The organism is Pseudotabrizicola sp., from assembly GCF_030684215.1.
In the GTDB taxonomy this organism is placed as follows: domain Bacteria; phylum Pseudomonadota; class Alphaproteobacteria; order Rhodobacterales; family Rhodobacteraceae; genus Pseudotabrizicola.
This window is the reverse complement of record NZ_JAUXOV010000045.1, coordinates 1-19539: the sequence shown is the minus strand read 5'-3', so window position 1 is coordinate 19539 and position 19539 is coordinate 1. Positions and strand designations below refer to the sequence as shown.

Genomic DNA, 19539 nt, shown 5'->3' with positions numbered 1-19539 from the left:
AAAGCAAACCGCCCGACGGTACACGATATCCGCGCCATGAAGGCGCGGGGGCAGAAGATCTCCATGCTTTACGTGACGACGCTGGATGAGGCGGCGGCTGCAGATGCGGCGGGGATTGATATGCTGTCGATCGAGGGCCGCTTCTTCACCCCTGACATGCGCAAGGCTGCAGGGCGTTGCTTTGTGCAGGTGGGTCTGCCGTTCGGTGGGTGGGGCGCCTTCGAGGGGGTCCCCTGTCCACCGCCGAGGACTATCTGCGCGCCGCATTCCACTTTACCGCCATGGGGGGCGACTGCTTCTATTGTGCCGCCAGCTTGGATATCCAGAAGGTGCTTTGCGACAACCATGTGCCCGTCGTGGCCCATGTCGGTCTGATCCCGTCCTATATCACCTGGACCGGCTGGCGCGCTGTCGGCAAGACCGCAACCGAGGCGCGGGCGGTCTGGGATCATGTCAAACAGCTTGAAGCCATAGGCTGTTTCGGGGCCGAGCTTGAGGTCGTGCCGGACAGGCTGGGCGCGTTCCTTTCAAAGAACACCCCGATGATTATGCTGGGAATGGGCGCGGGCCCAGGGGCGGATGCGCAGTATCTGTTCGCTGAGGACGTTCTGGGCTGCACCGATGGCCACAAGCCGCGCCACGCCAAGACCTACCGCAACTTCGCGGCAGACTATGCCCGATTGCAGACCGAGCGTGTTGCCGCCTTCCGCGAGTTCATTGCCGATGTGCAATCAGGGGGCTACCCGCAGCCGCAGCACAATGTGACGATGAAAGACGAGGATTTCGACGCCTTCCGGACCGATCTCAGGCTGGACTAGCGGCAGAACACTCTCAAAAAAGTGCGGCGACCCATGTGTATATGGGCCGCCGCAAGGCCAGACAGGGAGGGTGTCCGGCAGGAAATAGAGTCAGCCCGCCACGCCAGCCAGGGCTACGGGCTTGCCACTTTTCGCCGAAAGTGTTGCCGCCTCGGCCATGGCAAGGGCGGCGACGCCATCGGCAAGGGTCACGGGCAGCGGTTTGCCAAGGGTAACAGCCTGAACGAAGGCCGCCCATTCCGCAGCGTAAGAGGGCATGTAGCGTTCAAGGAAGAAGTAGGTCGGCTTGGCGGAGGTCACGCCCGCAGTTGTGGATTTGACCACGGTCGATTCAAGCATGTTCTGCGCTTGCAACAGGCCCTCGGACCCTAGCATTTCAACCCGCTGATCATAGCCATAGACGGCCCGACGCGAGTTCTTGATGACCGCGATCCGACCGTCGGCATAGGTCAGCGTTACGACAGCTGTGTCAAAATCTCCCGCCGCACCAATCGCGGGATCCACGATGGAGGACGCGGCTGCCGAGACAGTGACCGGGACGGAACTCATCAGAAAGTTTGCCATGTCGAAATCATGGATCATCATGTCCCGGAAGATGCCGCCGGAAATCTTGATGTAGGCCACCGGCGGCGGAGCCGGATCGAAGGAGGTGATGGACAAAATCTCGGTCTTGCCGATCTCGCCCCGGTCGGCCGCCGCCTTCAGGCCCGCAAAGTTCGGATCGAAACGGCGGTTGAAGCCGATCATCACCGGCTTGCCCGACGAAGCGACTGCAACCTGACAGGCCTTCGCGCGCGCCAGGCTAAGGTCCACCGGCTTTTCGCACAGCACGGCCTTGCCCGCCGCGGTGGCGCGTTCGATCAGGTCTGAATGGGTGTCAGTCGAGGTTGCGATCAGAACGGCATCAATAGACGGATCGGCGATGATCTCGTCCGTGGTGCGGGCGGTGGTCTGATATTTCTCGGCCAGCCTCTGCGCGTTTTCGGGGATGAAATCCGAAACGGCGGCAAGGCGACTGCCTGGGTTGGTAGAGATGGCGGTGGCGTGGACGCCCGCAATGCGGCCTGCGCCAAGAAGTCCGACGTTCAGCATGAATCTTTCCTGTTCTTCAAAGAGTGAAGGCCGCGCGGAAGGCGGCAAGTGCGTCTTCCGCCGTGCCCTTGGCATAGGCTTCCATCCCGACAGGGCCGGCATAGCCCATGTCGTGCAGGGCGCGGGCGATCATCGGCCAATTCATCTCACCCGTGCCCGGCTCGAACCGGCCGGGGTTGTCGGCGACCTGGACCTCGCCGATCCAGGGCAGGCAGGCCTGGGCGTGGCGGATCACATCGCCCTCTCCAATCTGGGTGTGGTAAAGGTCAAGGTTGATGCGCAGTTGCGGGCGGTCCACGGCGGCAACAAGCGACAACACATCGGAGGTCGAGTTGAACGGGCAGCTCGGGTGTTCGCGAAGGTTCAGGTTTTCCAGCGTGAAGGTCACGTCTTCTTCTTCCGCCAGATCGCAGATGCGGTGCAGCGTGTCGCGTGCCCGCAGCCACATGCCCGGCGCAACATGGGCCAACTGCAGGATCGGCAGGCCCTGATCGCCAAGGCCCGTGCCATGCAGGTTCAGCCGCTGCACGCCCAGCCGCTTGCCCACCTGCGCCGTCTCACGCGCTGAGGCGAGCAGCATATCGGCCCCTTCAGCATCAGACAGGCGGCCCTGCAGATAGCCGTTCATGATGGTGAAGGTCGCGCCAGTCTTTTCCAGCGCGCCCACGTCCCATTCGGGCCAGTTCCACAGGCCGACACCAAAGCCCATCTCATGCAGACGGGCCGCGCGCCAGTGGATCGGCTTGTCACGCCAAAGCATCTCGGCACATGCTGCAAGCTGGAATGCCATGTCAGATCTCCTGCAACTTGAAATCTGCGGCGGCACTGGGCATGACGCCTTTCAGAAGCGCCACGGATTTCTCCAACCCTTCCAGAGAGTTAAGCAGAACATCTTCGTGCTCGATTGACAACCAGCCGTCATAGCCTGCCATCTTCAGGCGATAGCAGAACTGCCGCCACCATTCCTCGCCGTGGCCAAAACCAAGGGTGATGTAACTCCACGACCGCGCAGGAATGTCCATCAGGCTGCCGTTTTCCAACAGGCTGGTGGTGGCCTGCTTGGGCGCGTTCAGGAAGGTGTCCTTGGCGTGGACGTGATAGATCGCATCGCCCAGGGCTTCTGCGGCGACCAAAGGATCGGCGCCCATCCAGAACAGGTGCGACGGGTCAAGGTTCGCGCCCACTGTGGGGCCAACCATCTGGCGAAGCTTCAAAAGTGACGGCACGTTGTAGACGCACTGGTTGCCGTGCAGCTCCAGCGCGATGCGCTCGACCCCGCAGGATTTGGCCAGCGCCACTATTTCGGTCCAGAACGGAAGAAGCTTTTCTTCCCACTGATAGCGCAGGATGGCTTGCGTCTCTGGCGGCCAACTGGACACGACCCAGTTCGGCATCAGGTCTCCGTCACGTCCGGCAGGCAGACCGGACATGGTGCAGACGGTCTTGATCCCCATCTCGCCCGCTACCCGGATCGTGTTTCGCAGGCCTTCACCCTGTGCAGTGTCACTCGGGTGCAAGGGATTGCCGTTGGCGTTCAGGCTGATGACCTCAAGCCCGCGATCTGCAAAGGCCGAAAGGAACCGCTTCTGCGCTGACGCATTCCCTAACATTCCTTTCAGGTCGAAGTGCGGCGCGGTGGACCATCCGCAGGTGTTGACCTCGATCCCGCTAACGCCCATCCGCTGGGCGTGGGTCAGGACCTCGTCAAATGGTAGCCCGCCAAGGCTGTCCGAAACAAACCCGAGTTTCATGCCGCAACTCCCCTCACGCCCGCATAGAATGCGGGTTGTTCCATCATGTTGATTGTCTGCCGCTGTCCTGATGCCAGAGCCCTTGCGCCAGCCTCTGCCACCATAGCGGCGGCGTAGCCGTCCCAGCTGCTTGAGGCAATGGCAGGGAAAGTGCCGGTTTCCACAAAGCGCAGGAAGTCCCGGTTCTGGCGGACATAAGCCTCATGATACCGCCCGCGCCAATCCGCGTCATAGCGGGTCGAGGAGGCAAGCTTCCGCTCGGTCCGGGTATAGGCAACGGTGTTCATGGCGACCGAACCTGCCTCACCCACCAGTTCGGCGCGCACGTCATAGCCATAGGCTGCGTTGTTGTTGACCTCGATAGTCACCAGCTGGCCGTCGCGGGTTTCAAGCACCATGACGACTGGGGCCACGCGGTCGTCCGACCGGCGCGGTTGCTGTGCGGTGACGCTGGTGAACTCTGTCTTCAGCACATGCCGTACGATGTCAAACTCGTGTGGCGCAGAATTGGTGATGGCCATAGCGCCGGTGAAATCAGCGGCTGGCGTTTCAACGTTGCGGTGGAAGTTGTGCATCATCAGGGCCCGGCCAAGGCTACCATCCGTCAGCGCGGCCCGCATCTCGACATAGGATTGGTCGTAGCGGCGCATGAAGCCTAGCATGACGAACTGGCGTCCCGTCGCCTGTTCGGACTGCATGACCTCCAAGCATTCTGCCGATGACTGCGACAAGGGCTTTTCGCACAGCACCGGCTTTCCGGCAGTGATGCAGACCCGAGAGAGCGGTGCATGGGTGAAATCGGGCGAGGCCACGATCACCGCATCCACATCGCTGCGGGCAATTACCGCCTCGGGGTCGGTGGAAGCATCTTTCGCGCCGAAGGCGGAAGCCACCGCTTTGGCGCGGCCCATGTCCATATCGCAGACAACTTGCAGCGTGGCACCCGGAAGATCGCGGGCAATGATGCTTGCGTGGTCCTCTCCCATCAGACCCGCCCCGATGATCGCAACTCGCGTCATTGGACAAAACTCCTCTTTGCGGTCAGCGCGGGGCTAACCAGCTATTTCATTCCAGAACGTCCGGGTCCGTCAGTGAGCGGGCGGAGGTGGTTGGCCACCATGGGTTTCCATGTAACCCTCGATGTTCGCTTCAAGTTCGGCCATGGACTCGCCACCTGCCATCAGGTCGGCAATCTGTTCGCGTGTCTTCTCGCCCTTGTGGAAGTCTGCGGCAACGGCGCCTCGGATCAGGACGGCAAAGTGATCTCCGACGGCCATGGCGTGCATCACCTGGTGGGTGATGAAGATCACGGCAAGGCCACGACGCTTGGCCTGGTTGACGATCCGCAGAACGTGGGCAGCTTGCTTGACGCCAAGCGCGGCTGTGGGTTCATCCAGGATCAGGACCCGCGCGCCAAAATAAACGGCGCGTGCGATAGCCAGCGACTGCCGCTCGCCGCCAGACAGGCCGCCGACAAGTCGGTCACCATCAGTGATCCGCGTGATGCCCATCTTCTGGACTTCCTCGACCGCGATACGATTGGCTGTCTTGCGATCGAAAACCTTCAGCGGCCAGACGCCCTTGGTCGGCTCGGCCCCCATGAAGAAGTTCCGGCCAATCGACATCAGCGGATAGGTACCGCCGAACTGATGGACCGTGGCAATGCCACGCTCTTGCGCATCGCGCGGGCTGATAAAAGTGATCTTTTCACCATCCATCATGATATCGCCCCGAGTCGGCTGGTAAACGCCGGACATCAGCTTGATCAGCGTCGATTTTCCAGCGCCGTTGTCGCCAAGCAAGCACAACACTTCTCCAGCGCCGACCTTCAGGCTGATGTCGTGCAGCACGTCGATTGGACCGAAGGATTTGTCGACATTGCGCAATTCAAGAACGGGTTTCACGTCAGACATGTCGTTCTCCTCACTTCTTCTTTGCCGTCGACCAGCTGGTCGCGAGCTGGCGGAAGGTGTCATTCAGCAGGACCGCGATCAGCAGCATCACCCCGATGATCAGGAACGAAAGGTTGCGGTCGATCTGGGTAAAGCCGATGGCCTGGGTCACGATGGACAGGGTCAGCACGCCGAAGACGATGCCCATCACGGTGCCGAAACCGCCGGTCAGAAGGACGCCTCCCACCACGACCGAGATGATGGTGTTGAAGATCAGCCCGAAGTTGGCTTGAGAGGTCGCCGAGTTGAAGGTGATGACCTGAAGCACACCGGCAAACGCCGCCGAAGTCGAGCAGAGCATAAACAGACCGATCTTCATCTTACGCACCGGGATACCGGCGTTCCGCGCGCTTTCCTGATCTCCGCCAAGGGCGAAGACCCAACTGCCCTTGGGCGAATAGTGAAGGAAGAAGATGAAGCCAGCGATCATCCCCAGCCACCAGAAGACCGAGGAGTTGAACCCGAAAACCTTGCCGCCGAACAGCGACTTGGCCCAGTCGGGGGCATGGTAGAAGGAGTTGGTGTTGTTGATGAAGAAGATCGACAGATAAAGTGTGATCCCGGCCACGGCGAAAAGCGTGGCAAGCGTCACGATGAAGGATGGCACCCGCGTGCGTGTCACGATGAAGCCGTTGATGAAGCCGATCAGCGCTCCGACGGCCAGTGCCGCTGCAATTCCGACCATTACGGGCATCTCGTAGTGCTGCGACACGATGGCGACCGTCATCGTGGAAGCCGGTACGACAGCCCCGGTCGAAATGTCCAGTTCCCCTGCAATCATAAGGAACCCGACCGGGATGGCGATCATCCCGATAATCGAGGCGAAATTCATCCAGGTGGTCATCCCGGGAACCGACAGGAAGTTGCGGTCGTAGCCGAAGATCGAAAACAGCACGAAGACGGCGACAAAGCCCATAAATGCCCCCGCAGCGGGGCTGCGGAAAAAAGCCTTGATCGAGAAGCCAGCTGTAGGCTCCAATTTCGTCTCCAAGGCGCTACCGCTGTTTGTGGTCGTTTCGGTCATTAACGATCTCCCCCCTTGGCAACCTTTGGCTGTTTCCAACCTGGCTTGCTGTAGACCCGGCCTGAGCTGGCCGGGTCAGTGTTCATGTCTGCACTCAGCGCGCGCCGAGCTTCACGCCTTCGACAGCGGCCGCGACGTTCGAAGCGTCCACGATGGCCGGGCCGGTGAGGACCGGCTTGGTCGCAATGGCGGTGCCGAACTTCAGGTTGGCAAACAGCATCGAAGTCGACAGGAAGCCCTGCAGGTAGGGCTGCTGGTCGATCGCGAAGGTCTGAGTGCCCGCGGCGATGCGCTCCAGCACGGCGGCCGACATGTCGAAGGTGCCAAGCTGGATCTTGCCGGTCGCGCCCTGCTGCTCGATGGCGCTTGCCGCGGCGTCCGACGCCCAGGCCGCCAGCGTGATCACCGCGTCGATCGACGGATCGGCGATCAGCTCGGACTTGATCGCTTCCGAAGTGCCGACCATGTCCTGATCCAGGTTTGCCGGAACGCGCAGGATGTAGGTTGCGGCACCAGCTTCCTTTGCGCCATCCTCGACACCCTTGCAGCGGGTTTCCAGGTTCACGGCGCCCGGGTTCTGGATGTGGCAGAGAATCTTCTTGGCACCCTTGGAGGCAAGATACTTCCCGCCCTCGACGCCCGCGATGTATTCGTCCGAACCGAAGTAGTTCAGCGCGTCATACTCGCCCATGTGTTCCTGCCCAGCGTTGAATGACATGATCACCACACCCGCATCGCGGGCAGCCTTCAGCGCCGGGGTTTCCGCTTCCGGCAGCCAGTTCGGGATTGCGATGCCCTCCGCACCCTGCGCGACGGCCTGCTCAATCAACGCCGCCAGATCGGGGCCGAAGTTGTCGTAGTTCTGGGTCTGCATGAAGTTGACGGTGCCGCCGTTGGCTTCAACCATCAACGTTGCGTCGTCGACGCCCTTCTTGACCATGTTCCAGAAGCCGTCCTGGGCCGAGCCCACAATCACAGCAATGTCCTGGGCGTAGGCGCCCGATGCCATCAGGGCCGCCGTCATCCCCGCAGCGATGGTTTTGGTGAACGTCATTTCGTTTCCTCCCGGTTGATTAGTCCGCTTGCAGCGGCTCGACAAAGACTTGGCCTTTCGGCCGGTTCGGTCCCACAAGGACAGTTCGACACAGCCCCCGCACAGTGCGGTGGATCATCTCGATGGCTGGTGCTGTGGGCCTCCCCCAAGCGTTGCTTGCTCGGTTCTTTGTGAGCTCTAGCAACAGCGCCTTCATGCGAGGTTGACATGTATGAAATCAACGGTGATCTTTCTCATATCTATATTTCGTCTCAAAGCCACTCATGCGATGGCTTCTCTGAGACGAAATGAATTCTCAGCGCCGCACTAAAGGGATTTTTTGACATGAAAAGGCCGACCATCCCTGACCTTGCAAGGGCAGCAGGCGTATCGGTTTCAACGGTGAACCGAGCTTTGAACGACCCCGAATCTGTGCGCCCGCCCACACTTTCGCTCGTACTTTCTGCTGCCGAACAGATCGGTTTTTACGGCCTTGGAACCATCGAACATGCTGTCCGCATGACCCAGGAGAGCCATCGTCTAGGTGTGCTATTGCAGAGCAAGGAGCGGACTTTCTATCGTGTGCTGGGAGAAGCGATCGCAGAGGCAGCGCAAAACCATCCGCATGGCAAGATCGAGCTGATTGTCGAGCATCTGGAGGACCTAACCCCCGAAAAGGTGGCGGCACATATCCTGTCGTTGGGACGACGGTGCGAGTCACTGGCAATCGTCGCGCCACAACACCACTTTGTTGCGGATGCCATTGATACAGTGCTTGATCTTGGAGTGCCTGTGACCTCGCTCATCGGACCCTTATCCGCGAAGGGAAACCTCAGTTTCGTGGGGCTCGATAACTGGAAGGTCGGCCGCACAGCCGCTTGGGCTTTCAACCGTATGGTTCGGGTGCCCGGTAAAATCGGGATTCTGGTCGGAAGTCACCGCCTGAGGAACCAGGAAATGAACGAAAGTGGCTTCCGGTCCTATTTTCGCGAACACAACACGGATTTCACGCTGCTTGAACCCTTGCCAACCTATGAGTCGGCCGTGGTCGCCCGTGAGCATGTCGAAAAACTACTGACCGACCACCCAGACCTTTGCGGCCTCTTTATCTCAGGTGGCGGGGTGACGGGGGCCATTGCAGCCCTGCGCGCAATGCCGAAACGACCCGACTTTGTAACCGTCGGCTATGAGCTGTTTGACGCGACGCGGTCCGCTCTGATTGACGGAACAATCTCGCTTCTTATCTCGCATCCTATCGAGCGCTTTGGACGCGAGACGATCGCAACGCTCCTGAAGGCGAAATTATCCGGAAGCGAAGGCGGAGCGCATCGTGTGACGCTAGATTTCGACATTTACACGCCAGAAAGCGTATGACCTCTGCGCTGCTAGACGCCCCCGCGTTCAGCAAGATCGGCCTACGTCAGGTTTGGAATCTTCCTTGCCTCGCCGCAGTACATGGCCGAGGTAGTTTGTGGTGCGAGCGATCTGGTCCATCTGGTGATAATTTTTGTCAGAATATGATCAATGGATCGTTATATAGAAATATCACGATTAGATCATAACGGGCAAAAATTATCCAAAGATCATAGATCAGCGCCGCTATCTTAAAAAGCGACACCGGCATGCAGTGATCCTTTTTGGATAAACACGCCGTTCTTGGCTTTGCGCATCGCGCTGGCTTCAGTCAGCGAGCCGCGCCTATACCTGCCTCAGATTGAGGTTGCGAGCGGAAGACCAGCCGCCTTCCATTCCGGAAACCCGTCGACCAGACGCCGCGCTTTGCGCCCTTGCGCGCGCAGGGCAGCCACGGCCTCGAAGGCGAAAACGCAATAGGCCCCGCGACAATAGGCGATCACCTCGCGGTCGGGATCAAGTTCGGCCAGCCTGTTTTGCAATTCAACCAACGGGATGTTGATGGCTCCGGGCAGGTGCCCCTGTCCAAACTCGTCCGACGGCCTGACATCCAGCACGGTCACAAGACCGCTTGCGACTCGTTCGAGAAGGTCTTCGCGCGACACCGGCTCGAAGCTATCGCGCTCGGCAAAGTAGCCGCGACGGATACGGTCAACCTCGGCCAGGTTGCGTTCGGACTGACGGCGCAGCGCGGTCAGAAGGTCTGTCACCCCGTCATCGGCCAGCCGATAGTAGATGAACTTGCCATCGCGCCGGTTTGCAACAAGCCCGGCGCGGCGGAGCTGTTGCAGATGCTGGGACGCATTGGCGAGCGACAGCCCGACACGGGCCGCCAGGGCATCGACCCCGCGTTCACCCTGACCGAGATGCTCCAGCAGTTCCAGCCGATGCGCGTGCCCCAGGGCGCGCGCTACTCCGGCGAACTCGGCAAGGATGGCCTGCTTCGGGCCCATTGACATGCACGTCTTCTCCACGATACTTCCATCAATAGATTACTTGATTGTAAAACGCGACGGTCCGCAATGCAAGTTCATCCCGGCCGTCTGCATCCGGGAGACCATCATGATCCTGCGTCAGTTCCTGCACACCGATCCCGTCGCGGCGTCTTATCTTTTGGGGTGCGGCGGCAAATCCGCCGGTGCCGTGGTTGATCCGGTGGGCGACATTGCCCCGTATCTGGCGGCTGCCGAGGCAACCGGGATGCGGATCCTCTATGTGATCGACACGCATCTGCACGCCGATCACCTCTCAACCGGGCGCGCGTTGGCCGATGCGGCGGGTGCGCAATATGTGCTGCACGCGGGTGCCGCCGCCAGCTATGCCTTCAAGGGCGTTCAGCACGGAGATGTGCTGGAACTCGGCAACGTGGCCATCCGGGTCATGCACACGCCGGGCCATACGCCGGAGCATATCTCGTTGCTCGTGACCGACCGGACCCGGTCCGAGGACCCCTGGTTCATTCTGACCGGGCACACGTTGATGGTGGGCGATCTGGGCCGCACGGAATTGGCCACCAGCGCCGAGGCGGGCGCGCGCGACCTGTTCCAAAGCGTGCAGGCTCTCAAAGCCCTTCCGGACTGGCTGGAGGTGTTGCCGGGGGCCTATTCGGGGTCGGTCTGTGGCCGCTCCTTAAGTGGCAAGCCGACATCGACCATCGGCTTTGAAAAGCGCCACAACCGGGCGTTCCGGGTCGAGGATGAAGCCGCGTTCGTGCAGATGATGGTCGCAGACATTCCGCCGCCGCCCCCAGGTGCTGCGCAGATCCGTGCCGTGAATGCGGGTCAATTGGCAGCGGCAGAATGACGGTCGCGGTCCCGGATTCCGACGCAGTGCTGTCGCTGGGTATTCAGGAAAACCTGACGCAGTTCGTGCATCAACTGATTCAGGTTCTGCTGGTGGGCTTTGCGCTTGGCATGATGCGCACCGTGGTTCCCGCCTTGGCCGAAACCGAATTTGGCGTGGCCAAGGGGTCATTCCTGCTGCTGACCGCCTTCGTGGTGGCCTTCGGCGTGGTCAAGGGCGTGCTGAACTTCGTCGCTGGCCGGCTGTCTGAACGCATCGGGCGCAAGCGGGTGCTGCTCTTGGGCTGGATCGCCGCGATTCCCATTCCGGTGATGATCTACCTCGCCCCAAGCTGGGGTTGGATCGTCGCGGCCACCGTGCTCCTTGGCGTCAATCAGGGGCTGTGCTGGTCGATGACTCAGACATCCAAGCTGGACGTGACGCGGGCCGATCAGCGCGGGTTGACCTTGGGGCTGAACGAGTTTGCAGGCTATGTCGGCGTAGCGCTGGCGGGGATCATCACAGCTTATGCCGCCATTGTCTGGGGCGCACGGCTGGGGCTTCTGGTCTTTGGCGGTGTGGTGATTGCACTTGCATTGGTGCTGACGCTGGTCTGGGTCAAGGATACCTTGCCTTGGGCAAAATCCGAAGCTGCGCGGCACAAAGCCGGTGGTGTCACGGGCGCCTTTCGTCCGCGTTACCCGCTAGGCGTGCCGGACTATCCCACGACATGGGAGGTGTTCGCGCTGATGTCATGGCGCGACAGACGGCTTGCAGCCGTGTCACAGGCCGGGCTGGTCGAAAAGTTCGTCGATGCGCTGGTCTGGGTGATCTTTCCGGTATTCCTGATCGCCCGGGGCGTCAGCCTGCCCGATATTGGCTGGATCGTCGGCTGGTACGGTCTGGTCTGGGGCGGCTCGCAACTGTTCACCGGGAGGCTGTCGGATCACGTCGGGCGGCTGTGGCCGAACGTGCTGGGCATGTGGATCTGCGGCGCGGGTGTGGCGATGATCGTGCTGGGTCAAGGGGCGGTCTGGTGGTCTGTCTCTGCCGCCGTCACCGGCTTTGGCATGGCGCTCTTGTATCCCAACCTGTCGGCTGCGGTGGCCGACATTACGCCGCCCACCTGGCGCGGATCAGCCATCGGGATTTACCGGTTCTGGCGGGATCTGGGCTATGGCATCGGCGCGCTTGGCCTGGGGCTGACGGCGCACTTTTATGGCTCGACCGAGGCCGCGTTCTGGTTCGTTGCGCTGTCGATGTTCGCTTCGGGTGCCTTGCTGCTGTGGTGGGGCGAAGAAACCCATCCCCGTCTGAACCCTGCGCCTCAAGGAGCCACCACATGAAACACCTCCTCATCCTGAACGACCCGCCCTATGGCACCGAGCGCAGCTTCAACGGCTTGCGCATGGCCCATGCGCTGGCCAAGCACGATCCCGAAGGTGATATCACCGTCTTCCTGATGGCCGATGCTGTGCTTTGCGCCAAGGCGGGGCAGAAGACGCCTGAAGGCTACTACAATCTCGAAAAGATGCTGGGCCGCGTTCTGTCGGCCAAGGGCCGGGTGCTGATGTGCGGCACCTGCATGGATGCACGGGGGTTGACGATCACGGACATGATGCAAGGAGCCACCCGGTCCACCATGGATGAACTTGCCGAGGCGACACTGGTTGCAGACAAGGTTCTGGTGTTCTGATGGCCGGGATGCTGACTTTGGCGGAACTGGCAGCCGCTCGATTGAAGGGGCAGCACTGCTTTGCAGGCTTGGCCACCCGGTCGCGCACAGGATTGAAGGTGGCACGACTGGCTGGCTGCAAAGACTGACCTGACGAAATGATCCTAATGGAGGCGGTCCAGGATGAAACTGAAAGCCATGATTGCCGCCACGACAATCGCGCGCGGTCTTGCCACAAAACGGAGCAAGGTGTGACAGACAAGAAAACCGGCGATTGGCTCGCCCCTCTGGCCACAGCCCTTTCGCTCGTCGCCTGCTACGGCACACTCGCGGCGATAGGGCTGTTGGGTGCGCTTGGCGTCACGATCGCACTGAACGAGGCGATTTGGGCCGGGGCAATCGTTCTCTTTGCCGGGTTGACGTTTGCAGTGCTTCTCGTCCGTCGACACAGGCATGGCCGCCTTTTCCCGACCGCACTCGCCGGGGTCGGCTTTCTGCTGATCGGCTTCAGCATGCTGGTTTCGTACAACCAGCTCATCGAATTTGCTGGGTTTGTCTTCCTTTGTGCGGGAACGGTCATGGACTGGCGCATCGGGCGCAGCCGACGGGAGCTCGTACATGGCGACAGATGAAACCCCACCCATCCTGCGAGACAAGCACTACGACGCGCCTTCTGCTTTCACTCCCGAAAGCCTCCTGCGCGAGGCGCGGCGTCAGAAAGGTGCAGACAAGGTCGCCGTCCCAAAAACTTGCCTGCTCGATCCGGACGGCGACATCGTCCGATACCTTAGTGCGAATGATCGTGCCCGAAAGCATGAAGGCTGGGTCTGCTATCACACCGATCTGTGGCTCTTCACGCTCGATGGCCACGAAATCGGCGTTGTGGCGTGTGCCGTGGGTGCGTCCTTTGCCGTACTTGTGGCCGAGGAGATGTTTGCGAGCGGTTGTGAGCTTTTGATCAGCATCACCTCATCGGGGCAACTGGCACCGATGGACCGGCTACCCTGCTTTATCCTGATTGATCGGGCTTTGCGGGATGAGGGCACCAGTTATCACTACATGCCGCCCGCCGATTTCAGCGAAGCCCCCGCGTATCTGCTGCAAGCGTTGTCCGGCGTCTTTGGGGCTTTTGGAGAGCCGGTTTTGCAGGGCGCGAACTGGACCACCGATGCACCGTTCCGCGAAACCGCAGCGGCGATTGACGCAATGACGCAGCGTGGCCTGCTGGCTGTCGAGATGGAGGCGGCAGCACTCTATGCCTTTGCCGCCGCGCGGGGGCGGGATGTGGTGTGCTTTGCCCATGTCACCAACCAGATGGGCCAGATTGAGGGCGACTTTGAAAAGGGCGAGGCCGATGGTGCGACGCAGGCCCTTGCGCTGATTGCCACCGTCGCTGGCCGCCTGTGCGCCGTTCAGGCCGCCGGATAAGACGTGAACACCAAGGTCGTCCCGTCGCGGGCGATCAGGAAGACGTCATGAGCTTCGCGGTCGTTACAGACTGAGTTCGGTCTGTGGGGCAAAAGAAGAGAAACGAGGAACAGCCCCCCAACATGAAGGCGAAAAGGGTTGGTGGAAACGCTGCAATCGGGGATCGAGGGTCTGCGCGCTGTCAGATTTGTGACTTGCATCAAAAAACCCGGTAGTTGACCGTTCGGCGATGGACAGTGGCCTGACTGCGCATCTTCTGAACTCCTTCTTCCGGGCTCTGCGGGTCTGCGCCATCATGGTTGGCCTTGGACTCGTGATGGTGAGCTCCGAATATTGCCCGACGGGTCAGACCGACTGCGCCATGGCAGGCATGGACATGGAAACCAATGATGGCGTCTGCGTTCTGGCCTGTGGCGTGCCATTCCAGTACGGCGTTCAGACCGCACCCGCCTTTGTAGGCGAGATATCTGTTCTGCCCGTCCCGAAGGTTCCGAGGTTCGCCGGCATCCTGACAGAGCCTGATGTGCCACCCCCCCGTTCCCTTGGTTGAGACGACACCTCTAATTCAACCTCATCAAGGAGACCTATGATGAAAACCACACTTGCTGCTGCGGCAGTATTGTTTGCCTTTGGCGGCGCCGCCTTTGCGGCCTCGGATTGCTGCGGTGATCTAATGGCTTGTTGCGCTGCGATGTTCGAGTGCTGCTTCTGATCTGCACTTGACCCAACAAGGGGAACGCCAGCCTTCGGGCTGGCGTTTTCATTCAGGAAAGGCCGTTGAGAAGTTTTACCTGGCCTATTGTCTGCTTCGGGCCTGACCGTCTTCAGGCAGCCGGATAGGACGCGAACACCGTGGTCGCCCCATCGCGCCCGATCAGGATCACGTCATAGGCTTCGCGCTGGTCTTCAGGTCCCATTCCGGGTGAGCCGAAGGGCATGCCTGGGACCGACAGACCGATGGCATCGGGCCTTTCGGCCAGCAGTCGGCGGATATCGGCGGCGGGCACATGGCCCTCGATTACATAGCCGGCAATCCGGCCGGTGTGGCAGGACACAAGGGCGTTTGGCACCCCCGACGTCTGCTTCAGGTCGGCGAGCGCGTCATACTCGAGATCCTGTGCCGCGACGGTAAAGCCTGAGTTCTGCAGATGCGCGATCCAGTCCTGACAGCATCCACAGGTGGCTGTCTTGAAGACTTCTATAGTCTCCAAGTCTTGAGCGAATGTCTGGCCAGGCAGAATAGCGAGGCTGATCAAACTGGTGGAACCGGACAGGAAATGGCGACGATGTAGGGTCATTGGGTTTCTCCAGCAGATTTATTGAGGTTGAGCGAACGTTTGGCTCGCTATCACTGAAACGCAAGTGGTCGGGACGTCGCGGTTACCGATTGAAGCCCGGCCCGCTGTGGCAGGCGGGAGCAACGAGCGATGCCTCCCCCTCCAGATCAGCAAGGATCGGGCAATCGGGCCGATGATCGCCCGAACAGCCTTGCGCCAGATGATCAAGCGTGGCGACCATGCTTTCCATCTCGATGATCTTGCGGCGCAGACCGGCGATCTGCGCCTGTGCCAGCCGCTTCACATCCGCACTCTGACGGCTGCGGTCCCGCCAAAGGGCAAGCAGTTCGCCGATCGCCTCAACCTGAAACCCGAGATCTCGGGCGCGACGGATGAAGCGCAGCATCTGGACATCAGTGCCGGTGTAGGTGCGATAGCCCGATGCGGAGCGCCCGGCAGAGGGGATCAAGCCCGTCTGCTCATAGTAGCGGATCATCTTGGCCGATACGCCTGAGTTTTTTGCGGCTTCTCCGATGTTCATGCCAGTTCTCCTTTGGTTTGCGTTGGCTGGAAGCGGCGCAGGCGCAGGGCATTGCCCAGCACGAACACGCTGGACAGCGCCATGGCCCCCGCCGCAAACACGGGCGACAGCAGAATGCCGAAGGCTGGATAGAGCACCCCCGCCGCCACCGGGATCAGGGCCGCATTGTAGACAAACGCCCAGAACAGGTTCTGCCGGATATTGCCCATCGTGGCCCGGCTGAGCGCGATGGCATCAGGCACGCCGGTCAATCGGCCCGACATCAGCACCACATCCGCCGCCTCGATGGCAATGTCGGTGCCAGTGCCGATGGCAAGGCCCACATCCGCCTCGGCCAGGGCCGGGGCGTCGTTGATGCCGTCCCCGACAAAGGCCAGCGGTCCATGGTCTGCGCGCAGGCGCTTGATCGCTTCGACCTTGCCGCCCGGCAGGACCTCGGCCACCACGGCATCAATGCCCAGTTGGCGGGCGATGGCCTGTGCGGTGCGGGCGTTGTCGCCAGTGATCATCGCGACCTTCAGGCCAAGATCATGCAACGCCGTGATCGCCGCCGGGGTCGTGGGCTTGATAGGATCGGCCACGGCCATCATCGCGGCCAACCGCCCCCCGATGGCCGCGTAAAGCGGGGATTTGCCTTCGGCCCCCAAGCGGGCGGCGTCCTGCGCAAAACCGGCAACGTCCAGACCCAGTTGGGCCATATAGCGGTCTGCGCCGATCTGCACTTGAACGTCGCCGGCCATGGCCTTGACGCCAAACCCGGTTTCCGACGCAAAGCCAGTCACGGCGGGAAGCTGCAACCCCTCGGCCTCGGCTGCTGACACGATGGCGCGGGCGATGGGGTGTTCCGATCTGGCCTCGACTGATGCCACCAACGCCAGCACTTTTGCCCGGTCAAACCCGGGGGCAAGGATCAGGTCGGTCAGCGCAGGCTTGCCCGCCGTCAGCGTTCCGGTCTTGTCCAGCGCCACGACACGGACGGATTGCAGCGCCTGCAACGCCTCGCCCTTGCGGAACAGCACCCCAAGTTCGGCCCCACGCCCGGTGCCCACCATAATGGAGGTGGGCGTTGCCAGCCCCATCGCACAGGGGCAAGCAATGATGAGGACCGCCACAGCGTTTACCAGACCGAAGGTCAGCGCCGGGTCAGGGCCAAGGATCAGCCAGACCGCAAAGATCAGCGCGGCCAGCCCCATCACCACCGGCACGAACCACAGGGTGATCCGGTCCACGAGGCCCTGGATTGGCAGCTTGCCGCCCTGCGCCGCCTCGACCATGCGGATGATCTGCGCCAGCATCGTCGCCTCGCCCACCGCCGTCGCGCGGAAGGTCAGCGCGCCGGTCTGGTTGACCGTGCCCCCGGTGACAGCAGTCCCGGCGCCCTTGGCAACGGGGGCGGGTTCGCCGGTGATCATGGACTCGTCGATCCAGCTGTCGCCCGCTGTCACTTCGCCATCGACCGGCACCCGCTCGCCGGGACGTAGGTCAAGGAGATCGCCCGTCCGCACCTCGGCAATCGGCACCTCGACCACCATAGCACCGCGATGGACACGGGCCATGCGCGGCTGCAAGCCGACCAAGCGGCTGATCGCTTGTGAGGTGCGGCCCTTGGCCCGCGCCTCCAGAAACCGGCCCAGCAGGATCAGCGTGACGATCACCGCCGCCGCCTCGAAATAAACGTTCACGGTTCCGGACGGCAGCAGGCCTGGCAGGAACGTCGCCACCACCGAATAGGCAAAGGCCGCCGTCGTGCCCACCGCGACAAGACTGTTCATGTCGGGCGTCAGCCGCCACAGCGCGGGATAGCCCTTGAGGTAAAACCGCCGCCCTGGTCCAAGAAGGACCAGCGAGGTCAGCACGAACTGCAGCACCCAGCTTGTCTGCATACCGATGGTAGTCATGATCAGATGGTGCAGTGGCGCGAAGAGATGCGAGCCCATCTCCAGCGCGAACACCGGCAGGGTCAGCGCTGCAGCGATCATCAGGTCGCGACGGAGCAATGCTTCTTCAGCCTCTTTGCGCGCCACCCCTTCTGCATCGCTCGTGGCCGAGGCTTGAACCAGCCGCGCACCATAACCGACGCCCTCGATCGCCTGTTGCAACAGGGTGGCATCTGCCGTCCCGGTCACGGTGGCCCGTTCGGTGGCCAGATTGACGCTGGCCGAAGCAACGCCCGGCACGGCGGTCAGGGCCCGTTCCACCCGCGCCACGCAAGAGGCGCAGGTCATGCCCTCGATGGCGATGTCCACCGTCTGCGAAGGCACGGTATAGCCCACTCTGTCCACTGCGGCGATCAGTGCCGCTCGGTCAATCGGTGCTGCTGACGACACCTCGGCCCGTTCGGTGGCCAGATTGACCGTCGCAGACGTGACGCCCGGCACCGCCGCCAGCGCACGTTCCACCCGCACCACGCAGGAGGCGCAGGTCATACCCTCAACTGGCAGGCTCAGGGTGACGGGGGACTTTGGGGTAAACGGAGCGTTCATGGCGACTGTCCTGATCAGATATGGGTCGGGTCGCACTCACAGATAGGCCTTCCCATCATTGGAAGGTCAAGCAGCAAATTACACAAAAACGTGCACTTGACCTTCCAACGCTTGGAAGCCCCATGTCCTGTGCATCGAAGTTCAACCGATTGAGGATGCAATGCAGTTCCATATCGAAACGATGACCTGCGGCGGCTGTGCCCGGGGTGTGACCAAGGCGATCCAGGGCGTCGACGCCGCCGCAACCGTGCAGGCCGATCCGCCCAACCGCCGTGTGGATGTGACCACCACGGCGCCGCGGGACCGGATCGTTGCCGCCCTGACCGAAGCGGGCTTTGCGCCCGCGTGACCGACCCAAAGGAGAAGAAAATGAAGAAGACAGTACTTGCCCTGACCGCTGCCACCCTCGTTGTCGCAGGCGGCATTGCCTTTGCCCAGATGGAGGGCATGGATCATTCAAACATGGACCACGGCAACATGGCCGCCGGTTCGATGGACGGCATGGCCATGATGGACCATTCCGCGCTTATCCCGCCCGAGTTTGCAAATGACCCGGCCACGAACGCCTATGCCGACGCCATGGATAAGATGATGGCCGACATGATGGTGCCCTATACCGGCGATCCGGATGTGGATTTCATGGTGGGGATGATCCCGCACCACGAAGCTGCCGTTGCGATGGCGCGGATCGCTCTGGAACATGGCACCGATCCCGAAGTGCGCGCTTTGGCCGAAGAGGTCATCGTGGCTCAGGAGCGCGAGATTGCACAGATGAAAGCCTGGCTGGCTGAACGCGGCCAGTGAGGGATCGAGCGCAGGGGGCTCACTTCGATGGTCCCCTGCCTCTGCTCGGATGCTCGCCTTTTATTGAGGCGAGTGCACCTCGCCATCGCGGTTATCACTGATCGTCTGAAAAGGTGACGTGCAGTTCCTTCAACCGTCTCTGCATGTATCGCCTGATCGAACGCAGCGCGTGATGCTGTTAAGTGACGCCTGAACAACTTCCGGCTCTGGCCAGACGCTAAAGCTCCAATCAGGCTTCCGAAAAAGACGGAAACACAGACGTCGTCCGATCGGGCGAAGACCGAACGGACCCAAGGGATGCCCTTCGATTGACGAAAGTTCCAGCACGCCTCAGTTGTCGAGGGAAGTGAAAATCTGGATCAACTGCAGGATCTTGTAGCTTTCAGCTTCGATCACCACGATCCGGTCGTCAACGATCGCATAGCGCTGTCCATAGGGCAGCGGTGGCAGGTCATAACGCAGGAAA

At 61.3% G+C, this 19539-nt stretch carries 22 protein-coding genes; 11 read left to right on the top strand and 11 right to left on the bottom strand.

The features are described 5' to 3' along the window. The first annotated feature begins 209 nt into the window (after positions 1 to 209). Positions 210 to 818, top strand: coding sequence for a 3-methyl-2-oxobutanoate hydroxymethyltransferase (locus Q8K08_RS09150; protein WP_305249867.1), 609 nt, complete (start codon positions 210 to 212; stop codon positions 816 to 818). A gap of 90 nt (positions 819 to 908) precedes the next feature. On the opposite strand, the gene iolG is transcribed toward Q8K08_RS09150, so the two are convergent. From iolG to Q8K08_RS09115, 7 genes are all read right to left on the bottom strand, one after another. Continuing rightward, positions 909 to 1910, bottom strand: a complete 1002-nt coding sequence (gene iolG, locus Q8K08_RS09145) for an inositol 2-dehydrogenase (protein ID WP_305249866.1) — start codon at positions 1908 to 1910, stop codon at positions 909 to 911. Between the two features lie 16 nt (positions 1911 to 1926). Beyond that, positions 1927 to 2700 carry a TIM barrel protein gene (locus tag Q8K08_RS09140; RefSeq protein WP_305249865.1) on the bottom strand — a complete coding sequence of 258 codons (774 nt, stop codon included), beginning with the start codon at positions 2698 to 2700 and terminating at the stop codon, positions 1927 to 1929. A 1-nt stretch (position 2701) separates the two neighbouring features. Beyond that, positions 2702 to 3661, bottom strand: a complete 960-nt coding sequence (locus Q8K08_RS09135) for a sugar phosphate isomerase/epimerase (RefSeq protein WP_305249863.1) — start codon at positions 3659 to 3661, stop codon at positions 2702 to 2704. Beyond that, positions 3658 to 4680, bottom strand: coding sequence for a Gfo/Idh/MocA family oxidoreductase (locus Q8K08_RS09130; RefSeq protein WP_305249862.1), 1023 nt, complete (start codon positions 4678 to 4680; stop codon positions 3658 to 3660). The genes Q8K08_RS09135 and Q8K08_RS09130 overlap by 4 nt, the downstream gene beginning before the upstream one ends. Positions 4681 to 4749: 69 nt before the next feature. After that, on the bottom strand, positions 4750 to 5574 hold the full coding sequence (locus Q8K08_RS09125; RefSeq protein WP_305249861.1) for an ATP-binding cassette domain-containing protein: 825 nt from the start codon (positions 5572 to 5574) through the stop codon (positions 4750 to 4752). 10 nt (positions 5575 to 5584) lie between these two features. Further along, complete coding sequence (locus Q8K08_RS09120; protein ID WP_305249860.1) at positions 5585 to 6676, bottom strand: ABC transporter permease; 1092 nt, start codon at positions 6674 to 6676, stop codon at positions 5585 to 5587. 55 nt (positions 6677 to 6731) lie between these two features. Further along, a complete protein-coding gene (locus tag Q8K08_RS09115) occupies positions 6732 to 7691 on the bottom strand; it encodes a substrate-binding domain-containing protein (protein WP_305249858.1) in 960 nt (319 codons plus the stop codon). Positions 7692 to 8015: 324 nt separating this feature from the next. Between Q8K08_RS09115 and Q8K08_RS09110 the strand changes: the two genes are divergently transcribed. Then, positions 8016 to 9044, top strand: coding sequence for a LacI family DNA-binding transcriptional regulator (locus Q8K08_RS09110; protein ID WP_305249857.1), 1029 nt, complete (start codon positions 8016 to 8018; stop codon positions 9042 to 9044). A gap of 335 nt (positions 9045 to 9379) precedes the next feature. On the opposite strand, the gene Q8K08_RS09105 is transcribed toward Q8K08_RS09110, so the two are convergent. Then, positions 9380 to 10036, bottom strand: a complete 657-nt coding sequence (locus tag Q8K08_RS09105; protein WP_305249856.1) for a metalloregulator ArsR/SmtB family transcription factor — start codon at positions 10034 to 10036, stop codon at positions 9380 to 9382. Between the two features lie 109 nt (positions 10037 to 10145). Here Q8K08_RS09105 and Q8K08_RS09100 point away from each other — a divergent pair, with 109 nt between their 5' ends. From Q8K08_RS09100 to Q8K08_RS09070, 7 genes are all read left to right on the top strand, one after another. After that, positions 10146 to 10886, top strand: coding sequence for an MBL fold metallo-hydrolase (locus tag Q8K08_RS09100; RefSeq protein ID WP_305249855.1), 741 nt, complete (start codon positions 10146 to 10148; stop codon positions 10884 to 10886). Then, on the top strand, positions 10883 to 12211 hold the full coding sequence (locus tag Q8K08_RS09095) for an MFS transporter (RefSeq protein ID WP_305249854.1): 1329 nt from the start codon (positions 10883 to 10885) through the stop codon (positions 12209 to 12211). The genes Q8K08_RS09100 and Q8K08_RS09095 overlap by 4 nt, the downstream gene beginning before the upstream one ends. Then, positions 12208 to 12561, top strand: a complete 354-nt coding sequence (locus Q8K08_RS09090) for a DsrE/DsrF/TusD sulfur relay family protein (protein WP_305249853.1) — start codon at positions 12208 to 12210, stop codon at positions 12559 to 12561. The genes Q8K08_RS09095 and Q8K08_RS09090 overlap by 4 nt, the downstream gene beginning before the upstream one ends. Before the next feature lie 146 nt (positions 12562 to 12707). Continuing rightward, positions 12708 to 13172, top strand: a complete 465-nt coding sequence (locus Q8K08_RS09085) for a MerC domain-containing protein (protein WP_305249851.1) — start codon at positions 12708 to 12710, stop codon at positions 13170 to 13172. Continuing rightward, entirely contained in the window at positions 13159 to 13968 is an 810-nt protein-coding gene (locus tag Q8K08_RS09080) for a nucleoside phosphorylase (protein ID WP_305249850.1), read from the top strand. Before Q8K08_RS09085 ends, Q8K08_RS09080 begins: the two co-directional genes overlap by 14 nt. Positions 13969 to 14197: 229 nt before the next feature. Next, positions 14198 to 14518 (top strand): hypothetical protein, encoded by a 321-nt coding sequence (locus tag Q8K08_RS09075; RefSeq protein ID WP_305249849.1) that lies wholly within the window; start codon positions 14198 to 14200, stop codon positions 14516 to 14518. Positions 14519 to 14557: 39 nt separating this feature from the next. Continuing rightward, positions 14558 to 14680, top strand: a complete 123-nt coding sequence (locus tag Q8K08_RS09070) for a hypothetical protein (protein WP_305249848.1) — start codon at positions 14558 to 14560, stop codon at positions 14678 to 14680. A 112-nt stretch (positions 14681 to 14792) separates the two neighbouring features. Here Q8K08_RS09070 and Q8K08_RS09065 read toward each other — a convergent pair whose 3' ends face one another. From Q8K08_RS09065 to Q8K08_RS09055, 3 genes are all read right to left on the bottom strand, one after another. After that, the gene (locus Q8K08_RS09065; RefSeq protein WP_305249847.1) at positions 14793 to 15266 is read right to left on the bottom strand and encodes a DUF411 domain-containing protein; all 474 of its coding nucleotides are present in this window, start codon (positions 15264 to 15266) and stop codon (positions 14793 to 14795) included. A gap of 82 nt (positions 15267 to 15348) precedes the next feature. Beyond that, entirely contained in the window at positions 15349 to 15786 is a 438-nt protein-coding gene (gene cueR, locus Q8K08_RS09060; protein WP_305249846.1) for a Cu(I)-responsive transcriptional regulator, read from the bottom strand. Beyond that, positions 15783 to 18269 (bottom strand): heavy metal translocating P-type ATPase, encoded by a 2487-nt coding sequence (locus tag Q8K08_RS09055; RefSeq protein ID WP_305249845.1) that lies wholly within the window; start codon positions 18267 to 18269, stop codon positions 15783 to 15785. Before Q8K08_RS09055 ends, cueR begins: the two co-directional genes overlap by 4 nt. Before the next feature lie 160 nt (positions 18270 to 18429). On the opposite strand from Q8K08_RS09055, the gene Q8K08_RS09050 reads away from it, so the two are divergent. Beyond that, positions 18430 to 18618 (top strand): heavy-metal-associated domain-containing protein, encoded by a 189-nt coding sequence (locus Q8K08_RS09050; RefSeq protein ID WP_305249844.1) that lies wholly within the window; start codon positions 18430 to 18432, stop codon positions 18616 to 18618. A 20-nt stretch (positions 18619 to 18638) separates the two neighbouring features. Continuing rightward, positions 18639 to 19073 carry a DUF305 domain-containing protein gene (locus Q8K08_RS09045; RefSeq protein WP_305249843.1) on the top strand — a complete coding sequence of 145 codons (435 nt, stop codon included), beginning with the start codon at positions 18639 to 18641 and terminating at the stop codon, positions 19071 to 19073. The last annotated feature ends 466 nt before the right edge of the window (positions 19074 to 19539 follow it).